At 69.7% G+C, this 26,071-nt stretch carries 32 protein-coding genes; 8 read left to right on the forward strand and 24 right to left on the reverse strand.

Annotated features, from left to right (window positions below):
- The first annotated feature begins 223 nt into the window (after positions 1-223).
- Positions 224-1,306 (forward strand): C40 family peptidase, encoded by a 1,083-nt coding sequence (locus ACZ3TS_RS23895; protein ID WP_467621209.1) that lies wholly within the window; start codon positions 224-226, stop codon positions 1,304-1,306.
- A 339-nt stretch (positions 1,307-1,645) separates the two neighbouring features.
- Complete coding sequence (locus ACZ3TS_RS23900; protein WP_467621212.1) at positions 1,646-2,941, forward strand: PP2C family protein-serine/threonine phosphatase; 1,296 nt, start codon at positions 1,646-1,648, stop codon at positions 2,939-2,941.
- A gap of 312 nt (positions 2,942-3,253) precedes the next feature.
- Here the strand turns inward: ACZ3TS_RS23900 and ACZ3TS_RS23905 are convergent, their stop codons facing one another.
- The 3 genes from ACZ3TS_RS23905 to ACZ3TS_RS23915 all read right to left on the reverse strand — a co-directional run bounded on the left by ACZ3TS_RS23905 (position 3,254) and on the right by ACZ3TS_RS23915 (position 4,957).
- Positions 3,254-3,589 carry a DUF2516 family protein gene (locus ACZ3TS_RS23905; RefSeq protein WP_467621402.1) on the reverse strand — a complete coding sequence of 112 codons (336 nt, stop codon included), beginning with the start codon at positions 3,587-3,589 and terminating at the stop codon, positions 3,254-3,256.
- Between the two features lie 135 nt (positions 3,590-3,724).
- Positions 3,725-4,372, reverse strand: coding sequence for a hypothetical protein (locus tag ACZ3TS_RS23910; protein ID WP_467621215.1), 648 nt, complete (start codon positions 4,370-4,372; stop codon positions 3,725-3,727).
- Positions 4,373-4,471: 99 nt separating this feature from the next.
- Positions 4,472-4,957, reverse strand: coding sequence for a helix-turn-helix domain-containing protein (locus ACZ3TS_RS23915; RefSeq protein ID WP_467621218.1), 486 nt, complete (start codon positions 4,955-4,957; stop codon positions 4,472-4,474).
- 256 nt (positions 4,958-5,213) lie between these two features.
- Between ACZ3TS_RS23915 and ACZ3TS_RS23920 the strand changes: the two genes are divergently transcribed.
- Positions 5,214-6,185 carry a zinc-binding dehydrogenase gene (locus tag ACZ3TS_RS23920; RefSeq protein ID WP_467621220.1) on the forward strand — a complete coding sequence of 324 codons (972 nt, stop codon included), beginning with the start codon at positions 5,214-5,216 and terminating at the stop codon, positions 6,183-6,185.
- A gap of 110 nt (positions 6,186-6,295) precedes the next feature.
- On the opposite strand, the gene ACZ3TS_RS23925 is transcribed toward ACZ3TS_RS23920, so the two are convergent.
- Positions 6,296-7,393 (reverse strand): phosphotransferase, encoded by a 1,098-nt coding sequence (locus ACZ3TS_RS23925; protein WP_467621223.1) that lies wholly within the window; start codon positions 7,391-7,393, stop codon positions 6,296-6,298.
- Positions 7,394-7,632: 239 nt separating this feature from the next.
- On the opposite strand from ACZ3TS_RS23925, the gene ACZ3TS_RS23930 reads away from it, so the two are divergent.
- On the forward strand, positions 7,633-8,484 hold the full coding sequence (locus ACZ3TS_RS23930; RefSeq protein ID WP_467621226.1) for an HAD family hydrolase: 852 nt from the start codon (positions 7,633-7,635) through the stop codon (positions 8,482-8,484).
- Here the strand turns inward: ACZ3TS_RS23930 and ACZ3TS_RS23935 are convergent.
- The gene (locus ACZ3TS_RS23935) at positions 8,403-9,311 is read right to left on the reverse strand and encodes a GntR family transcriptional regulator (protein WP_467621229.1); all 909 of its coding nucleotides are present in this window, start codon (positions 9,309-9,311) and stop codon (positions 8,403-8,405) included. The genes ACZ3TS_RS23930 and ACZ3TS_RS23935 overlap by 82 nt on opposite strands.
- A gap of 176 nt (positions 9,312-9,487) precedes the next feature.
- Between ACZ3TS_RS23935 and ACZ3TS_RS23940 the strand changes: the two genes are divergently transcribed.
- Positions 9,488-9,670 (forward strand): hypothetical protein, encoded by a 183-nt coding sequence (locus ACZ3TS_RS23940; protein WP_467621232.1) that lies wholly within the window; start codon positions 9,488-9,490, stop codon positions 9,668-9,670.
- A 72-nt stretch (positions 9,671-9,742) separates the two neighbouring features.
- Here ACZ3TS_RS23940 and ACZ3TS_RS23945 read toward each other — a convergent pair whose 3' ends face one another.
- On the reverse strand, positions 9,743-10,531 hold the full coding sequence (locus tag ACZ3TS_RS23945) for an HAD family hydrolase (RefSeq protein ID WP_467621235.1): 789 nt from the start codon (positions 10,529-10,531) through the stop codon (positions 9,743-9,745).
- Positions 10,480-11,358 (reverse strand): GntR family transcriptional regulator, encoded by an 879-nt coding sequence (locus tag ACZ3TS_RS23950; protein ID WP_467621238.1) that lies wholly within the window; start codon positions 11,356-11,358, stop codon positions 10,480-10,482. Before ACZ3TS_RS23950 ends, ACZ3TS_RS23945 begins: the two co-directional genes overlap by 52 nt.
- A gap of 225 nt (positions 11,359-11,583) precedes the next feature.
- Here ACZ3TS_RS23950 and ACZ3TS_RS23955 point away from each other — a divergent pair, with 225 nt between their 5' ends.
- Entirely contained in the window at positions 11,584-11,772 is a 189-nt protein-coding gene (locus ACZ3TS_RS23955) for a hypothetical protein (RefSeq protein WP_467621241.1), read from the forward strand.
- Positions 11,773-11,820: 48 nt separating this feature from the next.
- On the opposite strand, the gene ACZ3TS_RS23960 is transcribed toward ACZ3TS_RS23955, so the two are convergent.
- From ACZ3TS_RS23960 to ACZ3TS_RS23970, 3 genes are all read right to left on the reverse strand, one after another.
- The gene (locus tag ACZ3TS_RS23960) at positions 11,821-12,729 is read right to left on the reverse strand and encodes a winged helix-turn-helix domain-containing protein (protein WP_467621244.1); all 909 of its coding nucleotides are present in this window, start codon (positions 12,727-12,729) and stop codon (positions 11,821-11,823) included.
- A gap of 1,063 nt (positions 12,730-13,792) precedes the next feature.
- Positions 13,793-14,800, reverse strand: coding sequence for an asparaginase (locus ACZ3TS_RS23965; protein WP_467621247.1), 1,008 nt, complete (start codon positions 14,798-14,800; stop codon positions 13,793-13,795).
- A gap of 118 nt (positions 14,801-14,918) precedes the next feature.
- A complete protein-coding gene (locus ACZ3TS_RS23970; RefSeq protein ID WP_467621250.1) occupies positions 14,919-15,518 on the reverse strand; it encodes an RsiG family protein in 600 nt (199 codons plus the stop codon).
- 258 nt (positions 15,519-15,776) lie between these two features.
- Between ACZ3TS_RS23970 and dtd the strand changes: the two genes are divergently transcribed.
- Positions 15,777-16,202: a D-aminoacyl-tRNA deacylase gene (gene dtd, locus ACZ3TS_RS23975; protein WP_467621254.1), complete on the forward strand. Its 426-nt coding sequence runs from the start codon at positions 15,777-15,779 to the stop codon at positions 16,200-16,202.
- 38 nt (positions 16,203-16,240) lie between these two features.
- Here the strand turns inward: dtd and ygfZ are convergent, their stop codons facing one another.
- The 6 genes from ygfZ to ACZ3TS_RS24005 all read right to left on the reverse strand — a co-directional run bounded on the left by ygfZ (position 16,241) and on the right by ACZ3TS_RS24005 (position 20,187).
- Entirely contained in the window at positions 16,241-17,206 is a 966-nt protein-coding gene (gene ygfZ, locus ACZ3TS_RS23980; protein ID WP_467621257.1) for a CAF17-like 4Fe-4S cluster assembly/insertion protein YgfZ, read from the reverse strand.
- Between the two features lie 9 nt (positions 17,207-17,215).
- Positions 17,216-17,653 carry a Fur family transcriptional regulator gene (locus ACZ3TS_RS23985; RefSeq protein ID WP_467621260.1) on the reverse strand — a complete coding sequence of 146 codons (438 nt, stop codon included), beginning with the start codon at positions 17,651-17,653 and terminating at the stop codon, positions 17,216-17,218.
- A gap of 15 nt (positions 17,654-17,668) precedes the next feature.
- Positions 17,669-18,244, reverse strand: a complete 576-nt coding sequence (locus ACZ3TS_RS23990; protein ID WP_467621263.1) for a heme-binding beta-barrel domain-containing protein — start codon at positions 18,242-18,244, stop codon at positions 17,669-17,671.
- A 244-nt stretch (positions 18,245-18,488) separates the two neighbouring features.
- Positions 18,489-18,881 carry a hypothetical protein gene (locus tag ACZ3TS_RS23995; protein WP_467621266.1) on the reverse strand — a complete coding sequence of 131 codons (393 nt, stop codon included), beginning with the start codon at positions 18,879-18,881 and terminating at the stop codon, positions 18,489-18,491.
- A gap of 562 nt (positions 18,882-19,443) precedes the next feature.
- Entirely contained in the window at positions 19,444-19,710 is a 267-nt protein-coding gene (locus ACZ3TS_RS24000) for a hypothetical protein (protein ID WP_467621269.1), read from the reverse strand.
- A 60-nt stretch (positions 19,711-19,770) separates the two neighbouring features.
- Positions 19,771-20,187 carry a hypothetical protein gene (locus ACZ3TS_RS24005; RefSeq protein WP_467621272.1) on the reverse strand — a complete coding sequence of 139 codons (417 nt, stop codon included), beginning with the start codon at positions 20,185-20,187 and terminating at the stop codon, positions 19,771-19,773.
- A gap of 211 nt (positions 20,188-20,398) precedes the next feature.
- Between ACZ3TS_RS24005 and ACZ3TS_RS24010 the strand changes: the two genes are divergently transcribed.
- Complete coding sequence (locus ACZ3TS_RS24010) at positions 20,399-20,761, forward strand: DsrE family protein (RefSeq protein WP_467621275.1); 363 nt, start codon at positions 20,399-20,401, stop codon at positions 20,759-20,761.
- 33 nt (positions 20,762-20,794) lie between these two features.
- Here ACZ3TS_RS24010 and ACZ3TS_RS24015 read toward each other — a convergent pair whose 3' ends face one another.
- The 8 genes from ACZ3TS_RS24015 to ACZ3TS_RS24050 all read right to left on the reverse strand — a co-directional run bounded on the left by ACZ3TS_RS24015 (position 20,795) and on the right by ACZ3TS_RS24050 (position 25,944).
- Positions 20,795-21,052 (reverse strand): DUF3099 domain-containing protein, encoded by a 258-nt coding sequence (locus ACZ3TS_RS24015; RefSeq protein WP_467621277.1) that lies wholly within the window; start codon positions 21,050-21,052, stop codon positions 20,795-20,797.
- A 122-nt stretch (positions 21,053-21,174) separates the two neighbouring features.
- Positions 21,175-21,462 (reverse strand): DUF1416 domain-containing protein, encoded by a 288-nt coding sequence (locus ACZ3TS_RS24020; RefSeq protein ID WP_467621280.1) that lies wholly within the window; start codon positions 21,460-21,462, stop codon positions 21,175-21,177.
- A gap of 36 nt (positions 21,463-21,498) precedes the next feature.
- Positions 21,499-22,344 carry a sulfurtransferase gene (locus tag ACZ3TS_RS24025; RefSeq protein WP_467621282.1) on the reverse strand — a complete coding sequence of 282 codons (846 nt, stop codon included), beginning with the start codon at positions 22,342-22,344 and terminating at the stop codon, positions 21,499-21,501.
- A gap of 141 nt (positions 22,345-22,485) precedes the next feature.
- Positions 22,486-22,566, reverse strand: a complete 81-nt coding sequence (locus ACZ3TS_RS24030; RefSeq protein WP_355139345.1) for a putative leader peptide — start codon at positions 22,564-22,566, stop codon at positions 22,486-22,488.
- A gap of 201 nt (positions 22,567-22,767) precedes the next feature.
- On the reverse strand, positions 22,768-23,505 hold the full coding sequence (locus ACZ3TS_RS24035; RefSeq protein ID WP_467621285.1) for an LmeA family phospholipid-binding protein: 738 nt from the start codon (positions 23,503-23,505) through the stop codon (positions 22,768-22,770).
- Between the two features lie 126 nt (positions 23,506-23,631).
- Positions 23,632-24,789 carry a hypothetical protein gene (locus ACZ3TS_RS24040; protein WP_467621288.1) on the reverse strand — a complete coding sequence of 386 codons (1,158 nt, stop codon included), beginning with the start codon at positions 24,787-24,789 and terminating at the stop codon, positions 23,632-23,634.
- An 8-nt stretch (positions 24,790-24,797) separates the two neighbouring features.
- Entirely contained in the window at positions 24,798-25,052 is a 255-nt protein-coding gene (locus ACZ3TS_RS24045) for a MoaD/ThiS family protein (protein WP_467621405.1), read from the reverse strand.
- Between the two features lie 37 nt (positions 25,053-25,089).
- The gene (locus ACZ3TS_RS24050) at positions 25,090-25,944 is read right to left on the reverse strand and encodes an alpha/beta hydrolase (RefSeq protein WP_467621291.1); all 855 of its coding nucleotides are present in this window, start codon (positions 25,942-25,944) and stop codon (positions 25,090-25,092) included.
- Positions 25,945-26,071: the final 127 nt, after the last annotated feature.

Below are 26,071 nucleotides of genomic sequence, written 5' to 3' on the forward strand. Positions count from 1 at the left end.
ACCCGACCTGCGGGGAACGATCTTCTCGAGTCCTTCGTCACATTCGCGGGGAGATCGTCGTACAAGGGCGGGGAACGGGGAGGGAGATCATCGTACGAGGCGGGGCAGGGGAGGGAGTTTTTGCGGGGCTTGGTCCTGCCCTCTGTCACTTTGCACGCCAACGTGGCACGATCCCCCCGGCGTCGTAAGTTACTGACAGTAAATCAGATTTGGGGGAGCGAGTATGGGATCCGGGAAGCGGACCCTGACCACGGCGGCCATCGCCCTGGCCTGCGCAGTCACCGTGCTGGGCACACCAGGAGGAGCGTATGCGAGCCCGGGCCGGCCGACCCCGACCCCCACTCCGTCCAGCGGGTCACCTGCCGTGACAGGCAAGGACCTCGAAGCCGTCCGCAAGAAGCTGGACAAGCTGTACCACGACGCCGCGGTCGCCACCGACGCCTACAACGCGGCCGAGGAGAAGACGGAGAAGCAGTCGGCGCAGATCGTCCAGTTGGCCCGAGAGATCGTCAAGGGCCAGGAGAAACTGGACGAGTTGAAGGACCGGGCGGGCGCCGCGGCCCGCGCCCAGTACCGCGGCGGGGGCCTGCCGCCGGAGGTCCGGCTCTGGCTGAGCGACAACCCGCAGGAGTTCCTCAACGACGCGGGCACCGCCCTCCAGGGCGAGCGTGCGACCGAGGGCCTGCTCACCGAGATGACGCGCACCCAGCAGGACTTGGCCCAGTACGCGCGCGACGCCGCCGACCGGTGGAAGGAACTCGACGCCAACCGCAAGGCCAAGGCCGAGGCCAAGAAGAAGATCGAGAAACAGATCGCCGCCGCGGAGAAGCTCGAGTCACGGCTGAAGAAGCAGGAACAGGAGCGGCTGCGCAAGCTGGAGGAAGAGGCCGCACACAAGGCACAGACGGCCTGGCTCGACTCCGGGATACTCAAGGAAATCAGCGGCAAAGCCTCCCAGGAGGGCAGGAAAGCCGTGAGGTTCGCCAGCCATCAGATCGGCAAACCGTACGAATGGGGTGCCGAGGGCCCGAAGTCGTACGACTGCTCGGGACTGACGTCTCAGGCCTGGGCCGCGGTCGGCACCGCCATTCCGCGCACCTCGCAGGAGCAGTGGAAACAGCTCAGACACGTCGACGTCAAGGACATGCGACCCGGCGACCTGATCATCTACTTCGACGACGCCAGCCATGTGGCGATGTACGTCGGCGACGGCGCGATCATCCATGCCCCGCGTCCCGGCCGGACGGTGACGATCGCGGGCGCGGGCTCGATGCCGATTCTGGGGGTCGTACGGCCGGACGCGTAGTGCCTTCCGGCGGCGGCGGTGCTGTCGAACGCCCTTCGGGCCCCTCCCCGGTCGCGGACAGGCTCCCTCCCTCCCGGTCGGCCGAGTGATCTGCCCCATGTGACGGGGCACACTCCACCCCCGGCCCCAAACCTCTGCCGCCACGTGACATTCGTCATCCCCGCCGGAGCCCACCGTGTCCAACTGCGGTAGGGGATGCGGCATATGACGGCGGCCGGTTGCCCTACGCCACTCCGTCAGGCATTCCGTTGGGCCCTCGGCTACCGCTATGGTCCCCGTCGGTGGGTCGAGCTCCCTCGCCCCGCCGTGCCCTCGGGGGGAGGGAAGGAACCGAAGACGATGCCCGTACCCGTACCGCGGCAGAGGGCGATCCCGGCCGCGGAGAGTGGTCAGGCTCAAGCCGAGTCCCTGCCCGGGGCCCAGGCCGCACAGGCGTCAACCGCGCGCGGCAAGGCCCCGACCGACACACTCACCCTGCTGGTGATCGAGGACGACCCGGCCGGTTCGCCGATAGTGCCCGAGATGCTCGACGCGGCGGGCCGCCCCATCCGGCTGCGCACCGCCCGCAACCTCACCGAGGCCGAGCGGCTGCTCACCCACGACGTCCACTGCATCCTGCTGGACCTCGCCCTGCCCGCCCCGGGCCGGGCCGCCGAGGAGTACGACGAGCTGGCCGTGCTGAGGCACGTGCTGCAGCTCGCGCCCCGTCATGCCGTGCTGGCCCTCACCGCGTCCTGCGACGCCGAGCGCGGCGCAGAGGCGGTGCGCGTCGGGGCCCAGGACTATCTGTTCCGCGACGAGCTCGACGGACGGCTGCTGAGCCGGGCCATACGGTACGCGGTCGAGCGGAAGCGCTCCGACACGGCCGAGCGGCGGCTGACCGAGTCCAAGCTGCGGGCCCAGGAGAACGCCCGTCTGGAGCGCGGTCTGCTGCCCACCCCGCTGCTGGACGGTTCCTCACTGCGTTTCGCGGCCCGCTACCGCCCCGGCCGCTCCCGCGCGCTGCTCGGCGGTGACTTCTACGACACGGTCCGCACCCCGGACGGCACCGTGCACGCGATGATCGGCGACGTCTGCGGGCACGGCCCGGACGAGGCCGCGCTCGGCGTGGAGCTGCGCATCGCCTGGCGCGCCCTGACGCTGGCGGGACTGTGCGGCGACCAGCTGCTCTCCACGCTCCAGCAGGTCCTGGAGCACGAGCGCGACAACGACGAGATCTTCGCGACGCTGTGCACGGTGGACATCGCGCCGGACGGGCGCCGCGCCGGGCTGTGCCTGGCCGGCCACCCGTCCCCGCTGATCGCCCGCCCGGACCGCCCGGCCGAGCTGCTGCCGTACGACAACAACGGCCCGGCGCTGGGTCTGCTGCCGCGCGCCCGCTGGCCGCGCATGCAGGTCGAGCTGGGGCCCGCGTGGAGTCTGATGCTCTACACCGACGGGCTGATCGAGGGGCGTGTCGGCGAGGACGGGGAGCGTCTCGGCCTGGAAGGCATGGTGGAGCTGGTCCGCCGTCGGCTGGCCGAGGGTCTGAGCGGCGAGGAACTGCTGCGCGCGACGGTCAACGAGGTCCGCGACCTCAATGGCGGGGAGCTGGCGGACGACGTGGCCGTCGTCCTGCTCGACCGCGCGCCGTAGCACGGCCGCGATCGCGGCGCGCACCACTCGCTACCGGTCCGGGCGGGAGCTGCCGCCCACCGCCCCACGCTGGCGTACCGACCACGGCCTGCCGCCGGGCACCGCTCACCGCCGGACCGGACGAGAGCTGCCGCCCACCACCCCACGCTGCCGTACCGACCACGGCCTACGACCCAGCGCGCGCCCCGTCCGGCCACCACCGCTCCTTGCCGGACCGACCATGGCCTGCGACCCAGGGCGCGCCCTTGTACCGGCCACGGCCTGCCGCCACCCCCGGCGTCCTACCGCCGCGGTCGCAGTCCGCGGTGCCGTCTACCGTCCGCCGTTGTACGGACCGTACGGCCCGTCGCTGCTGCTTCCGCGGCGGCGACGGCCCCAGCCGCCGCCCGAGACGTGCTTGAGGGCCGGCCGGACGTCCACGAAGAACACGATCGTGGCGACGAGGCCCGCGAGCTGCAGGAAGAGCATCGGCACCAGCAGGTTCACCGCGACCGCGATACCCAGGATGATCAGCCAGAAGCCCTTGTTCTGCTTGTCGGCCGCCCGGTACGCGTCATCACGGAACAGCGCTGCCATCACCAGTGCCACCACGGCAAGCACCAGCATGGCGAGGTAGAGCAGCGACAGAACGCCGCCGAATGCCGTCATCAGCACAATGCCCACCACCAGGGTCGAGTCCTTTGTACGGTCACCGTACCCGTGTCCGGTGGCCCTGTATCCGTAAGAACGGGCCGGGCACTGCAGGAGTGCCCGGCCCGTTCTTACGTTGTCCGGCATGCGTGCTTACTTGGCCGGCGGCGTGGTCTTCTTCGCCACGGGCCGCTTGGCGGCCGGAGCGGCCTTCTTCGCCACGGGCTTCTTGGCGGCAGGGGCGGGCTCGGCCTCGGCCGGCTTCGGCTCGTCCTTGACCACGACGGGCTCCGGCTTGCCCTCGACGGCGACGGCCAGCTCCTCGATCTCCTCGGCGGCCTCGCCACGCCAGGTCTTCACGGTCTGCTCGCCGTGCTCGGCGACCTTCTCGTAGGTCTCACGGGCCTTGACCGCGTACTCGGCGGCGACGCCGACGCCGCGCAGGGCGATGTCCTGGGCGGTCTCGCCGAGCTTCTTCAGGTCGGCGTCGAGGTTGCTGCCGAACTTCTTGATGTCCGAGTCCAGGCTGTTGAGGAACTCACTGACCTTGGTCTGGATGGTCTCCTGCGTCTCCTTGACGCGGGCGCCGGCCTCCTTGGCGCGGGCCGCGGCCCGCTCCTGGACCGCCTTCGGGTCGCTGTTGCGCACGGCCTCGATGCGGGCCGGGGCCTCGGCGCGCAGCTGCTCCACCAGACCGGGCACCTTCTTGGCCTGCTGGAGGGCCAGGTCCGCGGTGCCGGCGGCGAAGTAGAGCGGGGTCGGGTCGCTGAGGGTCTTGCGCAGGTCGTCGGTGATGGCCATGGAAATGGTCCTCCCGGTTCGGCTTTCGGCTGAGGGTCTTTGGGTGGTCCGCGGAACGCTTGTCGGTCGTCCCGGTCGTTCGGTCGTCTCTGCTGCGGGTCAGCTGGCGGTCTGCCGCGGACCGGCATCGCCGTCGCCAGCCGTGCGGGGGCCGGGGTATGCGGTGTCCTGGGCTGCATCCGGGTCCTGGGCTTCCACCCGGTCGTCCTCGTCGACCGTGTCCGCCCGGGCGATCTCGAAGCCGTTCTCCTTGCGGAAGGACTCGTAGATCTGGAGCAGCACCTGTTTCTGCCGCTCGGTGAGCGTGGGATCGGCGAGGATGACGGCACGCGTCTCCACCTCGTCCCGGTCCCGTTCGGCGTCGAGGATGCCGGCCCGCACGTACAGCGTCTCGGCGGAGATCCGCAGCGCCTTGGCGACCTGCTGCAGTACTTCCGCGCTCGGCTTGCGCAGCCCGCGCTCGATCTGACTCAGATACGGATTGGACACCCCGGCGGCGTCGGCGAGCTGCCTGAGCGACAGCTGCGCGTTGCGCCGCTGCTCGCGCAGATACTCACCGAGATTGCCGACGTTGAGCGATGCCATGTCTCCACCTTGCCGCACTTGCGCTAACAATTGCAAGCACCCCGCTTGCAAAAGTGCGCTGCCCCACGCGCGGCGTCACACTGCCGACGTACATCCCACACCGCTCGCGGGCGGGAGCGGGGGAGACCCCACCGCACGGATGGGTGATGAGCTTCCGTAACACGGCCCCCGGGAGAAACGGGTGCCTTGACCTCAACCGGACTTGAGGTCGAAGACTGCACGGTGTCACGGACGAGATCCAGGAGTGGAGAACGGGATGCTGGCGGCGCAGGTGAGGGAGTTCGGGGGCCCCGAGGTGCTGGTCCCGGTGGACCTTGCGGACCCGGTGCCGGGGCGGGGCGAGGTGGTCATCGACGTGGCGTACGCGGACACGATCTTCGTGGAGACGCAGTTGCGGTCGGGCTGGGGCCAGGAGTACTTCGCGGTGACGACACCGTATGTGCCGGGTGGAGGCGTGGCCGGGGTGGTGACCGCGCTGGGCCCGGAGGCGCCGGCGGACTGGCTGGGCCGGAGCGTGGTGTCCTTCGTGAGGGGCAGCTACGCACAGCGGGCGGTGGCGCCGGCCGCGGGCCTGACTCCCGTACCGGACGGCCTGGATCTGCTGACGGCGGCGGCCCTGGTCCACGACGGCGTGACGGCGACGGGCCTCCTGGAACGCACGGCGGTCAGCGAGACCGACCGCGTCCTGATCACGGGTGCGTCGGGCGGCATGGGCACGCTGCTCGTCCAACTGGCCCAGGCCCGCGGTGCCCGGGTTGTGGGAGTGGCACGGGGCACGGCGAAACTGGCGCTGGTACGGGGGCTGGGGGCGGACGGAGTGGTGGACGCCACGGATCCGGACTGGCCCGCCGAGGCCGGGTACGCGCTGGGCGGGGCGGATGGCGCGGCGGAGGTGGTGCTGGACGGAGTGGGGGGCGAGGTGGGACTGCGGGCCTTCACCCTGACGGCGGAAGGCGGTCGCTTCTCGGCGCACGGGGCACCCACGGGAGGCTTCGCCCTCGTCGACCGCGCGGAGGCCGAACACCGGGGCATCACGCTCTTCGGCATCGGCGACGTGCAGTTCGACGACTCCACGCTGCGGCGCCTGACGACGAGCGCCCTGCAGGAGGCGGCGGCGGGGCGGTTGCGGCCGGTGATCGGAGAGGTGTTTCCGCTGAAGCGGGCTGGGGAGGCGCATGCCGCCGTGGAAGGACGGGAGGTGGTGGGGAAGGTGCTGCTGCAGCCCTGAACGGGCGCCTTCCTTCACGACCACCTTGTCCCGGTGCAGATCGGTTTCACACGGGACGCGCGGACCTCAGAGCACCGCCTGGCGACCGTGCGTACGGAAAGCCGCGTTCATCACATCCGAGGCTGTGAAGCCGTCCGCCTCCATCGGGCGAGCGACACCATGACATCCCGCAGCGAGGGCACCGGGGCGAGAACCAGGGGCTCCGCAGCGGCGGTCAGCACCTGGTGCACCTTCATCGCCTCCTGTTCCAGCACGAGTTCACCGGCCTCCGGGCGTGCATCGAGCAATTGGGTCGCACGGATGATGTCGGTGAACACGGACTGGACCCGCTTGAAGTCGAGGAGTCTGGGGAGATCCTCTTCCCAGCCGTTCGAACTGCCCTCTCTCTCCTCCTCCATCACCTCGCACCACCGCTTGGCCATCAAGTCGTGCTGCGTCTTCGGATAACGCATCAAGTAGAGGTGGGTCGCCAGGTCGTAGAGGGGGTCGCCGAACATCGCCAGTTCCCAGTCGATCGCCCACAGCACGCCCTGGTCGTCGACGATGAAGTTCTCCCGGTGCAGATCGGCGTGCAACAAGCAGAAAGGGCGCCTGCTCAGGCCTGTGACATGCTTTCTCAGTCTCTCGAAGGAGTCTCCGTCGAGCCCCAGAGAGGCGAACAGGCCCGGAAACCTCTTCACGTTCTCCTGGTACACGCGCTCTTCGGCGAAACAGACGAGGCGCTCCAGGAACCCGTCGGTGTCACCATCGGCAGACCGGTCCTCCGGACTGCACTCGCGCTCCACTTCGAGCGACGTGGGTGTCACACGGGCCAGGTGCCGGAACAGGTCCAGGATCTGGGCGGCGATGGTGTCGGGAATCTCTTCGCCGGACGCGTGGAGCGAGCCCAGCGTCCGTCCCTCGATGAATCTCTGCAGGCGCAGGCCTTCGGTCACCTCGATGAGGGCGGGGATACCCGGGATACGGCCCTGCAGAGCGAGGAGCAGCGTTTCCTCCGAAGCGAAGCACCGTCGGTCGAACCAGAGCAGGTTGCTCCGCGGCTCCCGGCACTTGCCCCGCGCCGCATGCGGCCCGGCGACCGCGGCGGGCAGGGGGATCACATAGGTCTCGTGGTGATAACCCGCGAGCGGCCCTTCGACCGCGCTCGGATCGCCGCTCACCTCGGCGGCGCGTTCCCACGCGGGAGAAGAGACACGTTCGGCTGACATCGTTCGTTCCCTGGCCTGAAAGCGCACCCATGGGTGCGGAAGTGATGCACGGTGCTCCCCCGCAGATGAGCATGCTGCCAGAAAGATTTCATTCCACGTGTCGGTCGCCTCCGTGGCGGATGGAACGGCCGTGTGTACGCCCCGTATGGCCCGGCATGTCCGTCAACCCCGATACGCAATTCGCCGGGCACAGCGCTCGCCTCCCCGCACCGAGTGCCGCGGTGCTCAACACTGGCGAGGTGATCACGAGCAGACGCACGGGCCGCGGACTCGCCGACCAGGAGTCCCTCAGGGGGCTTCTGGACCGCGCGCGGGCCGTGCTGTTCGATTTCGACGGCCCCATCTGCGACCTCTTCCGCGGGGAGTCGACCGCGTCCATCGCCGACGAGGTCAAGGTCAGGGCCCGGCGGGAATGGGGCCTGCTGGACCCCGAGGCCGAGGCGTGCACGGACTCGCACGGCATGCTCCGCAGGCTCGGCGACATACTCGACCGGCACGGGCCCGCGCTCGGCGAGCCGCCGGTCTGGGCCGACGCCATCGTCACGGAGCACGAACACATGGCGGTGGACTCCGCCAGGGCCACCGACGACGTGCATCTCCTGGTGGATGTGCTGCACGCCCTCGGGAAACGGCTGCTGGTGGTCACCAACAATGCTCCCGGGGCCGTGCGGGCCTATCTGGAACGAACCCGTCTCCTGCCGAAGTTCGACGCCATCTGCGGCCGGGACCCCAAGGATCCGCGGCGCATGAAACCGCATCCCGATTCCGTGCGGCGTGCCTTGCTGCACCTTCCCGAAGTGAAAGCGGATGCTGTGTTGCTGATCGGCGACCAGGTGACCGACCTCCTCGCAGCGCGCGCGGCGGGAACGCTCTTCCTCGGTTACCCGCGTTCGGAGAAGCACGCCCGTGAGATGGACGCCTTCCAGCCGGAGGGTGTGGTCGACTCCTACACCCCGCTCATCGACGCCGCAAGGGAACTCCTGCGCACGGCGGCGCCGGAATCACCGGGTCATCCCTCCGGTTCGGTGGCGATGAGGTTCCAGACCGAGTCGAACCAGGACCGCATGCGGTCCACGAACGCCGTCCCGTAGAACTCCGGGTCGTCGCTCTTCACGAAATGGAGGAGGCGGGCCCCCAGTCCGTCGACGTCGATCGCGTCTATCTGCTCCATCGTCGGCAGCACGATGGGGCGCTCGATCACCTCGTACATGCCGAACAGAGCCTCACGGCCGTTGAGGAGGTAGAGCTTGAAGGGCGGCGGGATCGCCACGTGCCGGATGCTCACCTCCACGTGCGGGACATGGCCCTGAGCCCGGAGTTCCTCGAGCTTCCTCCACAGCGATGTCGTGCTGTCGTGCGAGATCTTCCGCAGGCGCTCCAGGGGGCGCGTGTCGTCCGGGTCCGCGAGGGCGCGCAGATAGGGCAGGGGAAGGTCCTCGGGGGGCAACAGCATGCGCAGGGCTATGCGCTGGGGCGCGATCTCCCCGGTCCTGATCCGTTCTCCCTGCAGGGTGATGCTCGAGTCCAGTGACTCGGACGTCAGCGTGAAGACATCGAGGGTCACCTCGGGCCGCTGGAACGCCTCGGAGATCAGCGAGGACACGGTACTACCCGACCGCCGGACGGACGTCGCCGCCTCCGGATACGGCTCCCCCACCACCCCCGGGGGCTGCTCGCCCGGGGAGACCACACGGGAGCCGCTGCCCTGCCGGGACTCGATGAGACCCTCGTCCCTCAGCTTGGCGAGCGCACGCTGCACGGTGTCGCGCGAGACACCGAACTCCTCGGCCAGCTCACGCTGGGTGGGCAGCAGCGAGCGCGGTGCGTAGCGGCCGACGGCGATGCGGGACCGCAGTGTGCTCGAGACGCGCTCGAACTCCCTGCCGCCGCCCTCGTCACCGATGCGCTCGCCACTCACAAGCCCGACCGTACCTCTCCCCACTGACAAGCAAACCAGTTTCAGTCAAATGAGCACTCCAACTGGGCTGCCAGTTAAGCGATCAACTTTTAAGGGGATGACCAATATACGTCAACCAGTCCAATAGGACCGGAAGTTGATCGCCTCTCGCAAAGAAGCGGCAACCAGGGGGAGACATGATGATCGCCCAACTCTTCTGCCGGGCCCTGATCATGGGATTCCAGCAGCTCTTCGTGTCCAGGTACGGCGCACTGGGAGCCCTGTGCCTTTTCCTCATCGGGGTAGGAGCCCGGGCACGGAACACGACGTGCCTGTCGGCCGGCGCCGTGCTGTTCGTCCTCTTGATGTCCCAGGCCTGAGGATCAACCGAACGATCACCCAGTCAACCAGTCCAATTGACCGGGCTGAATGGACCGCAGTGCTGCGGCAGATCAGGCCCGGCCCCGCAGGATCAGCAGCACCGACTCCAGCGAGCGCACGATCACGTCGGCACCCGCGTCGCGCAGCAGTTTCTCCTTGCGCTCGTTGCGCGCGTAGCCCAGGAACGGCACGCCGGCCTGTTCGGCGGCCCGGAGGTCCGACGGGGCGTCACCGATCATCACGGCGGCCTCGGCGGCCGCTCCCATGGCCTGCAGGGCCCGGTTCAGGTGGTAGGGGTCCGGCTTCTGCTGGTGGAGTTCGACGGTGCGGCCGTAGATGTGCGGGGTGAAGCACTCGGCGAGATCGCGGCGCCCCAGGTATGCGGCGACCGTGCGCGCCGAGTTGTTGGTGGTGACGGCCAGCCGGGCGCCGAGCGCGGTCCAGGTGCGTATCAGCGGATCGGCGTACGCGGTGGGCAGTGCGCTGGGGACGGCTCTGAGCTCCCGCTGGGTGAGCATCTCCTCCAGTTCGGCCACCAGATCGCTCCCCCGGTGCCGCTGGTCGACCGCGAGCAGGACGGCCTGCGGATCGGGGTCCTCCTTCTCCTCCTTGGTCAGCAGCCGCAGAAGCCCCTGCCGCTCCAGCCGCTCCACGAGTTCCCGTGCGATCTCCGCCGCCGAGTAGCCCGCGAACAGCCGGCAGATCGGCCCGTCGAAGTCGAAGAGGACGAAGCGCGCGCCAGTGATCAGTTCGCGCAGTTTTGCCGTCTCAGCTGTCACCGGATCAGTCTGCGTCGTATCAGAAGTCACTAGGAGAGTGTCAGGTCCGTCGTGATGGTTTCCCAGAGGGCGTCGAACCACTTCTGTGACTGGTCGACGAACGCCGCGTCCCGCTGGCTCGCCCGGCGCTCGAAGGAGAAGAGGAGGGATTCGGTCCCCAGGGCGTCGTACATCTCGAGGGTCCGGCTCTCCACCTCCTCCTCCCGCTTCGTGAGCATGTAGTACGCGATCAGGGCCTCCGCCCCGTTGAGCAGATACAGCTTCACCGGCGGGGTGAAGGGAAGTGCGCGGAACGCCACACGGACGTCGATGTTGTGCGACGAGCGCAGGGCCTGGAGATTGTGGCGCAGGACATGGCCCTGGGCGTTGCGCTGGTCCAGCCAGCGCTTGTGGACCGGATCGACATCGCCGCGGCCGCCGACCGGGACGGGGAACGCCAGGTTGATGTCACGGGACGGCAGCAGGATGCGGGCGTCGATCGACTCGGGGTGCAGGCGGCCCTCGTGGATCTGGCGCAACGGTTCGCCCAGCGCCAGCATGAGCGTCTCCGCGGTCAGGCAGGCAGCGTCGATGTGGACGTGCGGTGCCGCGAACGCCTCCGCGAGCCTCGGAGCCAGCCCGACCATCGTCGGCTGCGGCTCGTCCATGACCGGCTGGGCCTCGGCGATCCTGGGCGGGCTGCCCTTGCTGACGTTGCTGAGCAGGCCGGCCTCCTGGAGGACGCGCAGGGCCTGGCGGACCGTGCCCCGCTCCACGCCGAACTCCTCCGCCAGTTCGGCCTGGGTGGGCAGGCGGTCGCCCGCCTTCAGGTCGCCGGTGCGGATGCGTGCCCTCAACGCGTCGGCGATCTCCTGGGGCGAGAGCCTTCTGCTGCCGTTCACTGCGACGTTCTCCTGGGTCACGACCAAACGCTACAACCCACGTCCATCTATGTGGAGTTGTCTGATGGTTGTTTATGAGTAGAGACCAACTGGGGATAACTTCAATGGAGTTGGTTGCCAACTTGACCGAGTTGGCGGAGGGGTTGCCTCCTCTCCCACATCATCCGCAGGTAGTCATCCGATGCAGACGGCTCATTCCCCCTGCCCCGCCCGCCGGATCCCCGAGATCCGCCCCCGGAAAGAGGTGCCGCCATGCCAGCCCTAGCCCTTCTCTCCGCCTTCTTCGTCGTCGGATTCGACCAGTTCGTCCAGTGGAAGTACGGCACCATGGGCATCCTCGGCCTGCTGCTGCTCACCGTCGGCATCAAGGCCAAGAGTCCCACCTGCAGCTCCGTCGGAGCCGTGGTCCTCGCCCTGACGGTCGCCCAGCCCGCCCTCTGACCAGCCGGTACGGGAGACCGCTCGAGGAGGCCCGGGGAGGAGGACGGGCTAGCTCCCGAACTCCAGGTCCGAGCTGATGGTCTCCCACAGCGCGTTGAACCACAGATGCGACTGCTCCACGAAGGTCGTGTCCCGCAGCCCCGCCCCCTGCGCGAAGGGGAACAGCATGGACTGTGTGCCCTCCGCGTCGTACATCTCGAGGTGCTCATGGTCGATCTCCGCGCCGCGGCGGGTCACCGTGTAGTACGCGAACAGCGCCTCCGACCCGTTGAGCAGGTACAGCTTCACAGGCGGCGTGAAGGGCAGCGCGCGGAAGGAGACGTGCACGTCGATGCCGTGGGTGCTGCGCAGCGCCAGCAGGTTGTGTCTGAGGACCCGCCCCTGGGCGTTGCGCTGCTCCAGCCAGCGCCGGCGCAGCCGGCCGTCGTCCGTGTCGTCCACCGGCGTGGGGAACGCCAGCTCGATCCGGCCGCTCGGCAGCAGTAGGCGCACGTCGACCCTGGCCGGTTTTATGCGCCCCGCGTGAATCTCGCGCAACGGCTCGCTCATCGCGAGCGTCAGCGATACCGAGGTCAGACACAAGGCGTCGATCTCCACATGCGGAGCCGCGAAGGCGGCGGATATCCGTGGGGCGAGCGCCACCATCGTGGGCTGCGGCGGGGCTTCGGGCCCGGTCAGCGCCTTGTCCATGTGCGAGGCGACGGTCGCCGGGCTTCCCTTGGACACGTTGGTGAGCAGATGCTCCGACTGCAGGATGCGCAGCGCCTGGCGCACCGCCCCCCGCTCCACGCCGAACTCGTCGGCCAACTTCGCCTGAGTGGGCATGCGCTGGCCCGGCCGCAGCACTCCGGACCTGATCCGGCTGCGCAGCTCGTCGGCCACGTCGTGGTGTGACCTCTGTGGCCGTTGTGGCGTCTTCCGCCCGTTGACGGCAGCGTGTTCCGGGTCCACGACCAAACACTACAACTTCACGCCATCTTTGGGCAGTTCAGGGGAAGGTGGTTATGAGACGACTCCAAACGGAGATAAGCAAGGTGAAGTTGGTCGCCAACTTCGACAAGTTGAACAAGCTTGGCCAGGAAAACGGCTGACCGAACTCCCTTCCGGAGGGGAGCCGGGAGCTCGGTCGGTCCGCACCACCCGCACCATCACAACCACAACTGAATCACCGGCAGAACAACCACAACTGAATCGCTACGGATGAACAGCACGAAGAGCCACCACCCGCACGGAAGGAGTGCCACCGAAGAGTCCGCGAGGGCTCAGAAGATGTCCGGGCACCACGGTCGCCTGGACGTACGCAGCAGGGCGTCGGCGACACGGGCGGCGCCCTCTTGCTGTTCCCGCACGCGTCCGAGCGCCACGAGCCGCGAGCCGTCCTGACCCTCCCGCCCCGACAAGCCGCCGGTGGGAGAGCAGCGCTGGCAGGCAGCGCGAGGAGCGACCCGCGACACACCTATGAGCAGCCGTGCCGACGGCCGCGCGGTGACGCTCGTTGCCAGACGCGCGGAACGCTCCCGACGCACAACCGGTCATGCGGTAGCCAACCCGCGGATATCAGGCTGACCGCGCGTCGCGCAGACCCCCAACGCTGTCTCCCACCGGCTTCACACTCCTGCCCAGGCCCGTCACACTCGTGCACGGGCACGACCCCGCACGCCCACTTGACACACGTGCACTCCATATCAGGTGTACGGCAGAGGGGGTGGCGCGCGGATTTTTCGGCGCCCTTCGCGGGCGGTGCGGGCCTCGCTCGTTCTGGGTCCTGTCGTCACACTCCCGTCCGCCCGGAGGGCGGGCTTCGCGGCGGCGTAGGGGCACCTCCCGCTCGAGCGAAGCCGAGAGTGCGAGTGGCGTCGTCGCGGGGCAGGCGGGAGTTTGACGACGAGGCTCCTGGCCGCCGCTATCGGGGGCTGCGCCCCAGACCCCCGCGGCGGCATCACCGGCCTCGTCCTCGGACGCCGGACGGGCTGGGAGTGGCTGAGCTGCGCCGGACAGTGCGGGCGAGTGGCGAAGGGGGCTAGAACGTCGCCCGTATCTCGCCCACCTCGCGGCCCCCGCCCAGCAGCGGTACGCGGCCGATGCGTTCCACCACCGGGTCCTCCACGCCGATCAGGGTCAGCGCGCGGGAGAGGACCGGGCCCAGCGTCCGGGTCGCGCCGTCGTCCACCTTGAAGGCCAGGGCCCGGCCGTTCGGGAGGGCCACCGCCTGGACCGCCTCCGCGCCCATCTTCGACAGGGCGCCGGGGATCTCGCGCATCAGCCAGGTGTCGGGGCGGCGCGTGCCGGCCACGTACTCCGGGTGGGCACGCATCGCGTCCGCCACGCGGCGTTCCGCCGTGCCGGGAGCGGCCAGGACGAAGGAGCGGAAGCCACGGGCCAGGCCGGTGAGGCTGATCGCCATCAGCGGCGCCCCGCAGCCGTCCGTGCCGACCGCCGCCACCGGCTCCCCGGCCGCCTCCTCCACCACGCAGTGGATCAGCTGCTGCAACGGGTGCCCGGGGTCGAGGTACGAGTCCAGCGGCCAGCCCCGCAGCGCGCACGCCGCCAGCATCGCCGTGTGCTTGCCGGAGCAGTTCATGGCGACCCGCTCGCGCACGGCACCGGACGCCAGGTACGCCTCCGCCTCCGCCGGGTCCAGCGGCAGGTCCGGCGGGCACTGGAGTCGCTCGTCGGTCAGGCCGTGCTCGGTCAGCATCGCGCGCACCAGGTCCAGGTGGAACGCCTCGCCCGAGTGGCTCGCGGCGGCGATCGCCAGCCGCTCCCCGGCCAGGTCGAGGCCGGCCCGCAACACGCCGGCCGCCTGCATCGGCTTGTTGGACGAGCGCGGGAAGACCGGCGCCGTCACGTCCCCGAGCGCGAACTCCACGGAGCCGTCCGCGGCCAGCAGGACCAGGCTGCCGCGGTGCCGCCCCTCGACGAACCCGGACCGCACCACCTCGGCGAGCACCGGGGGCACGGAGGAGACGGAGGAGACGGAGGAGACCGCGGGGGCGGCGGGGACGGCGGGCAGGGCAGGACTCGACATGGGTGGTTGCCTTCGGGACGCGGGACCCGCCCCCGGCGCCCCGGGGGGGCCGCTGCCGCCGGAGTCCCGGGGCCATCGTGCACGCGGACGGGCCCCGGGTGCGCCGGGGCCCGCCGTGTCACATGAGCAGGTCGTCTACTTGTGCTTCTCCTTCACGGTACCTGCGTGCGATCTCGGCGCTGCAATCGTCCGCCGTGCGCTGCAGTTGCTGCCGCCGCCGGGAGACCTGCCGCTCGTACCGCACGAGCCGGCGCATACCCGCGCCCAACTCCTCGTCCGTACGCGCCTGGAGGTCCGACAGCTCGACCTCGGCGAGCATCTCGGCCGCCAGCCGCCGGTACTCCTCGCCGTGCGGTGTGCCGACCGTCACATGGCGGGCCGAGGAACGGTGGCGGGCGGGCGCGTCCCTGAGGATCTCCGGGAGCCGCTTCACGACCCCCTCGGGCGTCCGGCCGCCGCGCCGGGCGAGCTCCGCCCGGAGGATGTCGATGCGGCCCTGGAGCAGCCGCCGTACGTAGCTGAGGTCGGCCTCGTCGCGCTGGGCGTCCCGGCGCAGGGCGCGCAGCTCGGTCAGCCGCAGTGCGGACAGGTGGTGCTCGGCAGCGTCCGAGGGCAGCGGGCTGTCCGTGCGCTGGACGGGCGCCCGGCACTCCCCGACGCTTCCCGTACGGGCGGGCGCCACAACTCCGGGCGGTTGCCCGGTACTCGCTGTGCTCATGTACTTACCGTCCCCTCGACCGGCGCGGCACCCCCACGGATGCGCCGCAACACACGCATCGTGCCACCCGAAGTGGCCGCTATGTGACCGAGTGCCCCTGATCTGCCCCGGATGGAGGCTTACGGCCCGATAAGAATGCCCCCGTAAGAGATCATCGGAAGACATCATGTGTATGCCCGGTGGGCGGTCGCACGAGGAACCGGGGGCCGTCGTCGGCCCCTTCCCGACGCCGGCGGGTGGCACGGCATGATGGTTCTCATGCGTGCGGTGGTGCAGAGGGTGGACGGCGCGAGCGTCGTCGTGGACGGCGAGACGGTCGGAGAGATCAACGGCGAGGGGCTGTGCGTGCTCGTCGGGGTCACGCACGAGGACACCAAGGAGAAGGCGGCCCAGCTCGCCCGCAAGCTCTGGTCGATCCGCATGCTGCACGACGAGAAGTCCTGCTCCGACATCGACGCGCCGCTGCTGGTGATCAGCCAGTTCACGCTCTACGGCGACGCCCGCAAGGGCCGTCGCCCCACCTGGAACGCGGCCGCCCCGGGCGATGTCGCCGAGCCCCTCGTCGATGAGGTGGTCGCCCAACTCCGTTCGCTGGGCGCGACGGTGGCGACGGGCCGGTTCGGTGCGCAGATGCGCGTGTCGCTGACGAACGACGGCCCGTTCACCGTGCTGCTGGAGATCTAGTCGGAGCACCCGGGGCGGGTTCTCGGGTGCTCCGATTCCTACGGTTCGACGATCACTTCCTGTGCCGCCGCCGTCGAGTCCGCGACCAGACGGGCGTCGACCGGGACGTTCCGCTTGACCAGGGCGAGGGCGACCGGACCCAGTTCGTGGTGGCGCACCGAGGTCGTCACGAAGCCGATCTTGCGACCCTCCGGGCCCTCGTCCGCGAGGCGCAGCTCGGTGCCGTGCGGCGGAAGGTGGACCTCGCTGCCGTCGAGGTGGAGGAAGACCAGCCGGCGCGGCGGCTTGCCCAGGTTCTGCACCCGGGCGACCGTCTCCTGGCCGCGGTAGCAGCCCTTCTGCAGGTGCACGGCCGTGCCGATCCAGCCCAGCTCGTGCGGAATGGTTCGGTGGTCGGTCTCGAATCCGAGGCGGGGACGGTGGTGCTCCACACGCAGCGCCTCGTAGGCCAGCAGACCGGCCGCGGGGCCGTTCTTCTCCGCGTACGACTCCAGATCGGCCCGCGGGAGGAAGAGGTCGCGGCCGTACGGCGTCTCGCGGACCAGGACGCCCTCGGGCGCCTCGGTGATCGAACCGGCCGGCAGGTGCACCATGGCGAACTCGTCCGTCCGGTCGGCAACTTCGACGCGGTAGAAGAACTTCATCGACTCCAGGTACGCGACGAGCGCGTCCTGGGTGCCCGGCTCTACATGGGCCCAGACCGTCTCGCCGTCGTCGACCAGGTACAGCGCGTGCTCGATATGACCGTGCGCGGAGAGGATGAGCGCCTCGGTGGCCTGGTGCGGGGGCAGTTCACTGACGTGCTGGGTGAGCAGCAGGTGCAGCCAGCTCAGCCGGTCCTCGCCACTGACGGCGATGACGCCGCGGTGCGAGAGATCCACGAATCCGGAGCCGTCGGCGAGGGCACGCTGCTCGCGGAACAGGTCGCCGTAGTGGGCGGCGACGCCTTCGTCCACGCCCTCGGCGGGAACGGCGCCGGGCAGGGACAGCAGAGGACTCTTCATGGGTCCAGCCTACGACGGGGTAGTTGAACTCTTGAGGGAACAGTCCTTGCACCGGCCGAAGATCGCGAAGTGCTTCATGTCCGTGTCGAATCCGAAGGTGTCGCGAAGCTTGGCGGTGAACTCGGCGGCCACGTCGAGGTCGGCCTCGATGACGTTCGTGCAGTCGCGACAGACCAGGTGGATGTGGTGGTGCCGGTCCGCGAGGTGGTACGTGGGTGCGCCATGCCCGAGGTGGGCGTGGCTGACCAGTCCGAGCTCCTCCAGGAGCTCCAGGGTCCGGTAGACGGTGGAAATGTTGACCCCCGACGCGGTCTTCCTCACCTCGCCGAGGATGTCGTCGGGGGTCGCGTGCTCCAGGGTGTCCACGGCTTCGAGCACGAGTTGCCGCTGCGGGGTCAGCCGGTAGCCGCGCTGCCGCAGATCGCTCTTCCAGTCGGTGCTCACCACACTGAAAGTCTAGAGCTACTTGAAGAAGGCGATCCCGTCGTCCGGAAGGTCGTCCGGGAGGGCCTTCGCCCATCGCTCGACGTCCTCCGGGGTGACGACCTTCTTGAGATGGGCCGACATGTAGGGGCGCAGCGGCACTTCGGGGGTCTGCTTCTCGCCGACCCACATGACGTCGCCGTTGACATACCCGTAGAGCCGCTTGCCGCCGGTGTAGGGGCCCGATGCCGCCGTCCGGGCGACGGCGTCCGTTGCGAGGTCGATCTGCGGCTTCTTCTCGGCCAGCTCGCCGTACCAGACCTCGACGACCCCGTCGTTGCGGGCCATGGTGACCTCGACCTTGCGGTCCGCGTCGACCCTCCAGAAACCCGACTCGCTCTCCAGCGGCCTGACCTTGTTCCCCTCGCCGTCCAGCACCCAGGTGTGGGAGTGGTACTCCAGGAAGTCCCGCCCGTCGTGGGTGAAGGACACCTCCTGCCCGAAGTTGCACTTCTCGGAACCGGGGAAGTCGTGCACGCCCGCCCCGGCCCAGTTGCCCAGCAGGAAGGCCAGGGGGACGAGGTCCTTGTGGAGGTCGGACGGGATCTCGATCATGAGCAGCTCTTCGTCGTGGCGGTCGTGTACGTCGGGGGGTGCGGGGGTCAGCGCTGGCCCTCGTACAGCTTCTTCACGGTCAGTCCGGCGAAGGCGAGGACGCCGACGCAGACCAGGACCAGCAGGGTTTCGAAGAAGATCTCCACGGGGTGCTCCTCGGTTGAGCAGGTTGCGGTCGTACACAGGGCCGGGCCCAAGCTTAGTCGGCAGGGGCCCGGCCCCGCCTGGCGAGGTGCCCGCAAGCTCAGTCGAGCAGTTCGGTCTGCAGGGTCACCGTCTGCTGGAAGGGAACGGCGGGGGCGGTGCCCTTGCGGGACTGGAGGATCACCGCGAGGGTGTCCCCCGCCGAGAGGTACGCCTGGCGCACCTGTTCGGCGCCGTACGGCTTGGCCTCGACGTAGACAGAGTCCGGGATGTCGGCGATCTTGGCCGCCTCGGGGAATTTCTCGTCGTAGACGCTGGCGTCGGCGCCACGCACCTGGTAGTTCGGGCTGTTGCACTGGGCGAGTGCCTCGACCAGATCGTCCACGAGGGCTGCGCTGTCGAACTGGAGCAGGTAGATCCGCGTGTGCGTGCCCTCCTGCGTCGTCCAGCCGCGGGCGGCGATGTGCCGCAGGCCGTCCATCTGGGACAGCACGATCTCGACGCTGAAGGCTGCTCCGCGTACGACGTGGAGTTGGCCGCGTTCTCGGTGCTGAGGTAGCTGCGCAGCACCATGCCCGTGATGTGCTGCTTGTCGATCTGCTTCTCCAGCAGCCGCCGCTCGGAGCGGGGCAGGTTCCGCAGCGACTCCTTGCGCAGCGCGGTGGCCTGCGCGCCGCTCAGCTCGGCGTCGGAGCCGAACTCACCCATGTCCGGACCACGCCCGTAGCCGCTGGTGCCGAAGGGCAACAGCATGCCCTTGAGGCCGACGGCCCGGGTCTTGACCTTCTTGTCGGCCTCTGCCTTCGGCAAGCGCCAGACCGGCGCGCCGGCGTCGTGCTCGGCGTTCTGCACGGTGACCACGGTGAAGCCGGTGCCGCCGACGACTGCGGCGAGCAGCACGACGCACCCGGCGACCACGCCGGCGCGTCGACGCCGGGGGGACTTCGCGGGTGCGGCGGGCTGCGGCGCCGGGGGCGACCCGGCCTGCGCCACGAGGTCCACCGGCCCTACCTCACCGACCGGGCCGCTGGTCGCCTCCGTTCCCGGGTACTCGCTCACAGCCGCCCCACCTGCTGCTCGGCCAGACTCATGATCTCCTTCTTGGAAATCGGCTTGGTGTCGTAGATGTAGATCTCCATGGCGATGTCGCCGCGCCAAGCGTGTGCCTCGGCCGAGTACAGCGGGACGTAGCCCGACTTCCGGTCGGGCGTGCTGTCCGCGTACGCCATGCCGTCACCCGTGCCGGGGACGGGCCAGCTGCGGACACCGGAGCTCCGCTCCGCCCAGTACATCCCGTTGTCGGCCTGGTCCGAGGCCGCCACGGCCTCCTCCTGGCGGTACTGCGCGAGGCGGATCTCGACGAAGTGCGTGTCGCTCGTCCGTCAGGAGGTGACGGCCGCACGCCGGAACTCGCTCGCGATCTGGTCGGTGAAGGCCACGGCCGGCTTCTCATAGTTCTCCGCGTACTCAGCGAGGCCCATCCAGCCGTCGTCACCCTGTGGGTACGGGGTGTTCCGGGCTCCTTGCGGGTGTGCGACCAGCAGCTTGCGCAGGTCCCCGTCGGTCTTCACGCGGCGGTCCTGCACCGCAGTCAGCGGCTCCACCTCACCCTTGGCCTGCTTGACCACCGGCTGGGACAGCGGCGGCAGCGCGGTGGGCTCGCGGCCCGCCTGCACGACGTAGCCCGTACAGGTTCCGGCGACGACGCCGAGCACGGCGGCCCCGCCGACCAGCATCGCGCTCCGGCCGCGCCGACGACGGCGGGGTGCGCCCTCCACGGGCCCGGCCGGTGTCTGCACGGACCCTCCGGCCGGGTCCTCGGCACCCTCCGACGGCTCGGCTTCCGGACTCTCCGGTGCCGCGCCAGGACTTTCCGGCCGCTCTTCGGGTCTTTCCGGTTCTTCCAAGACGTCCCCCACAGAACGTTGAAACGCGCCTTCCGTATAGGCGCCTCGCAGGAGACCCATGGCTGAGGTCCGGAGTTGTAAGGGACTTGATTACGATTCGGGTATGGCAAAGAAGCTCGTGATCAAGGTGACGGCCGGAGTGGACGCCCCCGAGCGCTGCTCCCAGGCGTTCACCGTCGCTTCCGTGGCCGTTGCCAGCGGGGTCGACGTCTCACTCTGGTTGACCGGCGAGTCCTCGTGGTTCGCGCTGCCCGGCCGGGCCGCCGAGTTCGAACTGCCGCACGCGGCGCCGCTGCCCGACCTGATCGAGTCGATCATGGCGGCCGGGCGGATAACCCTGTGCACGCAGTGCGCGGCCCGCCGTGACATCACGGAGAAGGACGTCATCGAAGGCGTACGGATCGCGGGTGCGCAGGTGTTCGTCCAGGAGGCGCTGGCGGACGGCACGCAGGCACTCGTGTACTGAGCCGTGCCCCGGCGGCAGCCGCGGGGGCACGGCCTAGTGCCGCTTCTTCCCGTCCAGCTCGTCCCACCACTCGTCGGACTGCTGGTCCCCGGACGGGTCGTCCCACCAGCGGTCCTTGGGGCCGCGCCGGTTCGCCACCATCGCGGCCAGCGGCGGGATCACCATCGCGACCACGCACATCCCCACCGCCACGGGTACCGACCAGATACGCACGACTCCCCACGCCAGGACGAACAAGCCGATGCAGGTCCCCATCATGGCGAAGTAGATGTGACGTCGCCGTGCGTACATACCTCCAGGCTATGCCCGGACAGGCCGAAGGGCCGCACCCCGTCCGGCAAGCGTCCAACCCGCGGCGGATGCGGCCCTTCGGCCGTGCACGTACAGTCCCTCGACCGTCGTGGAGTGCGCCGTCAGACGGCGATCGCGACCTCCGCGAGGCCGCCCGTCTGCGCGACGACCGTACGGTCCGCGGTGGCGCCCGGCACCAGGGCGCGTACGGTCCAGGTGCCCTCGGCCGCGTAGAAGCGGAACTGTCCGGTCGCCGAGGTCGGGACCTCGGCGGTGAACTCGCCGGTCGCGTCCAGCAGGCGCACGTACCCGACCACGGGCTCGCCGTTGCGGGTCACCTGGCCCTGGATCGTGGTCTCACCGGGCTTGATCGTCGAGGCGTCGGGGCCACCGGCCTTCGCTCCACACATGGTTCTTCCTTCGGGGTAGGTCCGGGGGATCTTGGATTACTTGGCGGCGCCGAGCTCGATCGGGACGCCGACGAGGGAGCCGTATTCGGTCCAGGAGCCGTCGTAGTTCTTGACGTTCGGGACCTCGAGCAGCTCGTGCAGGACGAACCAGGTCAGCGCGGAACGCTCACCGATGCGGCAGTACGCGATGGTGTCCTTGGCCAGGTCGACGTTCTCCTCGGCGTAGAGCTCCTTGAGCTCCTCGTCCGACTTGAACGTGCCGTCGTCGTTGGCGTTCTTCGACCACGGGATGTTGCGGGCACTCGGCACGTGGCCCGGACGCTGCGACTGCTCCTGCGGCAGGTGCGCGGGAGCCAGCAGCTTGCCGGAGAACTCGTCGGGCGAGCGGACGTCCACCAGGTTCTGCGCGCCGATCGCGGCGACCACGTCGTCACGGAAGGCACGGATGGAGGTGTCCTGCGGCTTGGCCTTGTAGTCGGTGGCGGCGCGCTCGGACACCTCGGTGCCGTCGACCAGCTCGCGGGCGTCCAGCTCCCACTTCTTGCGGCCGCCGTCCAGCAGCTTGACGTTCTCGTGGCCGTACAGCTTGAAGTACCAGTAGGCGTAGGACGCGAACCAGTTGTTGTTGCCGCCGTACAGGATCACCAGCGTGTCGTTGGCGATGCCCTTCGACGACAGGAGCTTCTCGAAGCCGGCCTGGTCGATGAAGTCGCGGCGGACCGGGTCCTGAAGATCCTTCGTCCAGTCGATCCGGATCGCGTTCTTGATGTGGTTCTTGTCGTACGCGGACGTGTCCTCGTCGACCTCGACGATGGCGAGGTTCGGGTCGTCCAGGTGGTCCTGCAGCCAGTCGGCGTCTACCAGGACGTCGCTGCGGCTCATGCTCTTTCTCCTCCGGGGCAGTTGCGGCGGGATGTGCGAGTCAGAAGGGGCGCGGGTACGCGGCTTCGCGGTGGCGTACACGGCGCACGGGTGGCCCTGTACCAGGACCAGGGCCGGTGATACGGGAGTGCGCTCTCCCGTTCAGGAAGTGCGACAGAGCATGGCGGCAACGCGGCACAGGTCTACTGCCCGCCGCTTCGTGAGATCCGCCTGTCGCTGCATGGGGTCGATCGTAGGGACGGACCGCCGGGCATGTCACCGGCGTGTCGAATGATGAGATGCGATCGTCCGCAATGTGGGACCAGATGGGCGACAGAACCGTCACCGTGCGGCCTCCGGTCGTCCGCGCCCGTCGTCGCATCTGCCGTACGGACCGGGACGTCTCGCTCTACGGACATCGGCTGTCCACGGCCCTGGTTCGTCCTACCCCGCGAGCCTGACGCCCGAACCCTTCACCGTGATCTCCACCCCGGTCTTCGCCGCCTGCACCTGGTCGAGTCGTATGCCGCCGGGCAGTCGGTCGATCGCCTGCTGGAAGTCGGTGATGGCGCGGATCCGGTTCTCGGCGAGCTGGGCCCCGCCGAACTTGGGCAGGGTGTCGGCGTGCACCTTCACCTTGTCGCCCTGCACCGTCACCGAGCTGAGGACGTAGACCGGGCTCGCCAGCTTCTTTCCGAGGACCGTCGCCTCGACGGCGACCTTGATCTTGCCGTCACCGCCGTCCGAGAGGCCGATGACGCGGGCGGTGACCCCGGGCGCCACCTGGGTGGGCTCGGACTTGGCGGTCCTCAGCAGCTCGTCGTAGGTGATGAGCGCGGTGCCGGAGGCACTGGCCGCGGTGGCGGAGCTGTAGTTCCCGGAGAACTTCACGCCCTTCATGTCCGCGTTCAGGTCGTCGATACGGATCTTCTCGTTGCCGTTGCCGGTGGGCGCCTCGTAGCCTTCGATGCCGACCGCGACGTCGTCCAGCTCGCCGCCGGCCACCTGGGTGAGGAAGGGGAAGCCCTTGATGGACACGTCCGGGGTGTCGGCCAGGTTCTCGGTGGTCTTCAGCTTGTCGGCCGCCTCGCTCTCCGCGAAGTGGACCGCGACGCGGTCCACGATGACGAAGAGCACCCCCAGGACGACGGCGACGATCAGCAGTATCCGCAGTGCGCGCATGCTCGGTGTTCCCCCACCTCGGCGGTCATCGACAACGCCGGTCGCTGACGACCGGGTGGCCGTCGACGCGACTGTAACCCCGTACGGCCCGGCGGCCGCCGAATTGTCGATCATCTGTGACACGCACTAGCCGAGGGCGCGCCCCAGCAGATAGACCACCGGCGCCGCCGCCGCCAGCGGCAGGGCGACGCCCGCGGTCAAGTGGACGAAGCGGGACGGATAGTCGTAGGAGGCGACCCTGTGGCCGATCAGGGCGCAGACACCCGCGCCCAGGCCGAGGAAGGCTCCTGACGTGCCCAGGCCCGTGGGGCCGCCCATCGCGATACCCGCGCCCGCCGCCGCCAGCAGTGCCACCACCACGGAGGCCACGCTCGGCAACGGCAGCGCCCGCGCCAGGACCGCCGCGGCGACCGCGACGGCGCCCACCGTGACGGCGTGCGGCGTGGCCGCAAGGTGCCCGGCCGCCACGATCGACAGCGCGGCCGAGGCGACGGTCGCCATCAGGCCGTGCATCCGCGTGTCCGGATCGGCGTGCGACCACAGCTGCAGGACGAGAGCGAGCAGCACCCACACGCCGAGGGTGCCGAGGATCGCGGCGGGAGCGTGCTCCCGGCCGGCCACGAGCAGCGCGACGTCCGCGGTGACCGCGCCCAGGAATGCCAGCGCGATGCCCTGCCGGGCGGGCCACATGCCGTTCAGCCGGAACCATCCCGCGGCCGTCAGGCCCTGCAGGATCACGAGCGGCACGACGAGGGCGTACGTCCCGAGGGCCGCGCCCCCGGCGAGCAGCACCCCGAGCACGGCGGTGAGCGCGGCGGGCTGCAGCCCGGGCTCGATGATCGGGGAGCGCCCTTCCAGCCGTGCCCGCTGGTTGGCGGGGAGGCTGGAGAGGTCGACGACGGGAGCCTCGGGCGGCGTCGTGGTCCGCGTACCGCCACGGCCCTGGGTGGCCGCCCAGCCCTCGCCGCTCCCGCTGCCACCGCCCTGGGCCCTGGTCCCGCCGGGGCCGGACGGGTGGGCCAGGCCGTCGGCACCGGGGGCCGCGTAGCCGTGGGACTCGTAGACCTGCGCTTCCGGCGGCAAGGGCTGTGCGGGCCCGTACCCCTGCCCCTGCCCCTGCCCCTCCCACTGCCGCGCGTACGGCTGCTGCTGTTGGGGATACGCCGCGTTCGGGTCGTACCACCCCTGCTGCTGCGCCTGCGGCGGATAGGGCTGCTGCTGATAGGGCTGCTGCTGATAGGGGTCGTGCCCCGCGTCGTACCCCTCGTACGGCTGGTTGCTCATCGCTTCGCTCATCCTCCTGCGAACGGCGGGAGCACCTCGACCGTGCCGCCCTCGGCCAGCCGTACCGTCTCATGCTCACGGGTCCCGACGGGGTCACCGTCGATGAGGAAGGAGCATCGCCGCAGGACGCGGACGAGTTCGCCGGGGTGTCGCTCGCGGGCCGCGTCGAGCGCCTCCGCGAGCGTGGTCGCGTCGTACGGCTCCTCGGCGGTCCCGGCCGCGGCCTTGGCGGCGGCCCAGTAGCGCACCGTGCCCTTTGCCATCTGCTTCCTCAACTCGGTCGTGGTGAACATCGTCAGGCTAGCCCGCGCGCGTGGCCACCCACGCCCCGATCCGCGCCAGCAGCTCCTCGTCGCTGGCGTGCTCGGCGTGGCCCATGCCGGGCTCCAACCACAGTTCGGCGTGGCCGGGGGCGGCGTCGGCCAGCATCCGAGGGTGGTCCACGGGGAAATAGCCGTCCTGGTCGCCGTGCACGATCAGCAGCGGGGTCGGCGCGATCAAGGGGACGGACTCCACCGGCGAGGCGGGGGCCGGGTCCCAGTCGCGGTGGTGGATACGGGTGCGCAGGCCGTAGCGGCCCACCAGACGTCCCTCGGGCCGGGTCACCAGCCAGTGCAGCCGCCGCATGGGCGCCGTGCCCCGGTAGTACCAGCGGGCGGGGGCACTGACGGCCACCACCGCGTCCGTGTGTTCCCCCTCCTGGTGCCGCGCCGCGTGTCGCAGCACCACGGACCCGCCCATCGAGAAGCCCACGGTGGCCACGCGCCTGTGCCCCAGCTCGCGCGCCCACCGCACGGCGGCGGCCAGGTCGTACACCTCGCGGTCGCCGACCGTCGACCTTCCCCCCGACGCGCCGTGGCCCCGGAAGGAGAACGTCACCACCGCACCGAACCGGGAGAGAACGCCCGCCACCCGGCGGACATGGGGCCGCTCCAGATCACCCGTGAAGCCGTGCGCGACCACGATCGCGAGATCCTCGAGATGGCCGGAAGGTGCACGTCCGGTGCCGTATACAACGGACCCCGGATCGTATGCAGCGTCGATCGTCACGGCGTCGACCGTGCGCAGAAACGTCCGTAAAGGCCCACGACGCGCCGTCTCAGAGTTCGGACGAACCGTGGATCGTGCCATATGACCTGCCGAACCAGTGCTCATGTGGGCTATTCTGCTGGGCAGAGGACTCGGGCAGCGTAGCCCCCGGGTCCTTTTGTGCTTTCGGAAGCGTTGTATACGAAGCGGGAAACCGCAGGTGTACGGGCCGTCGGACGCATAGCGGATCTCA

Source organism: Streptomyces sp. NPDC022910 (genome assembly GCF_055561075.1).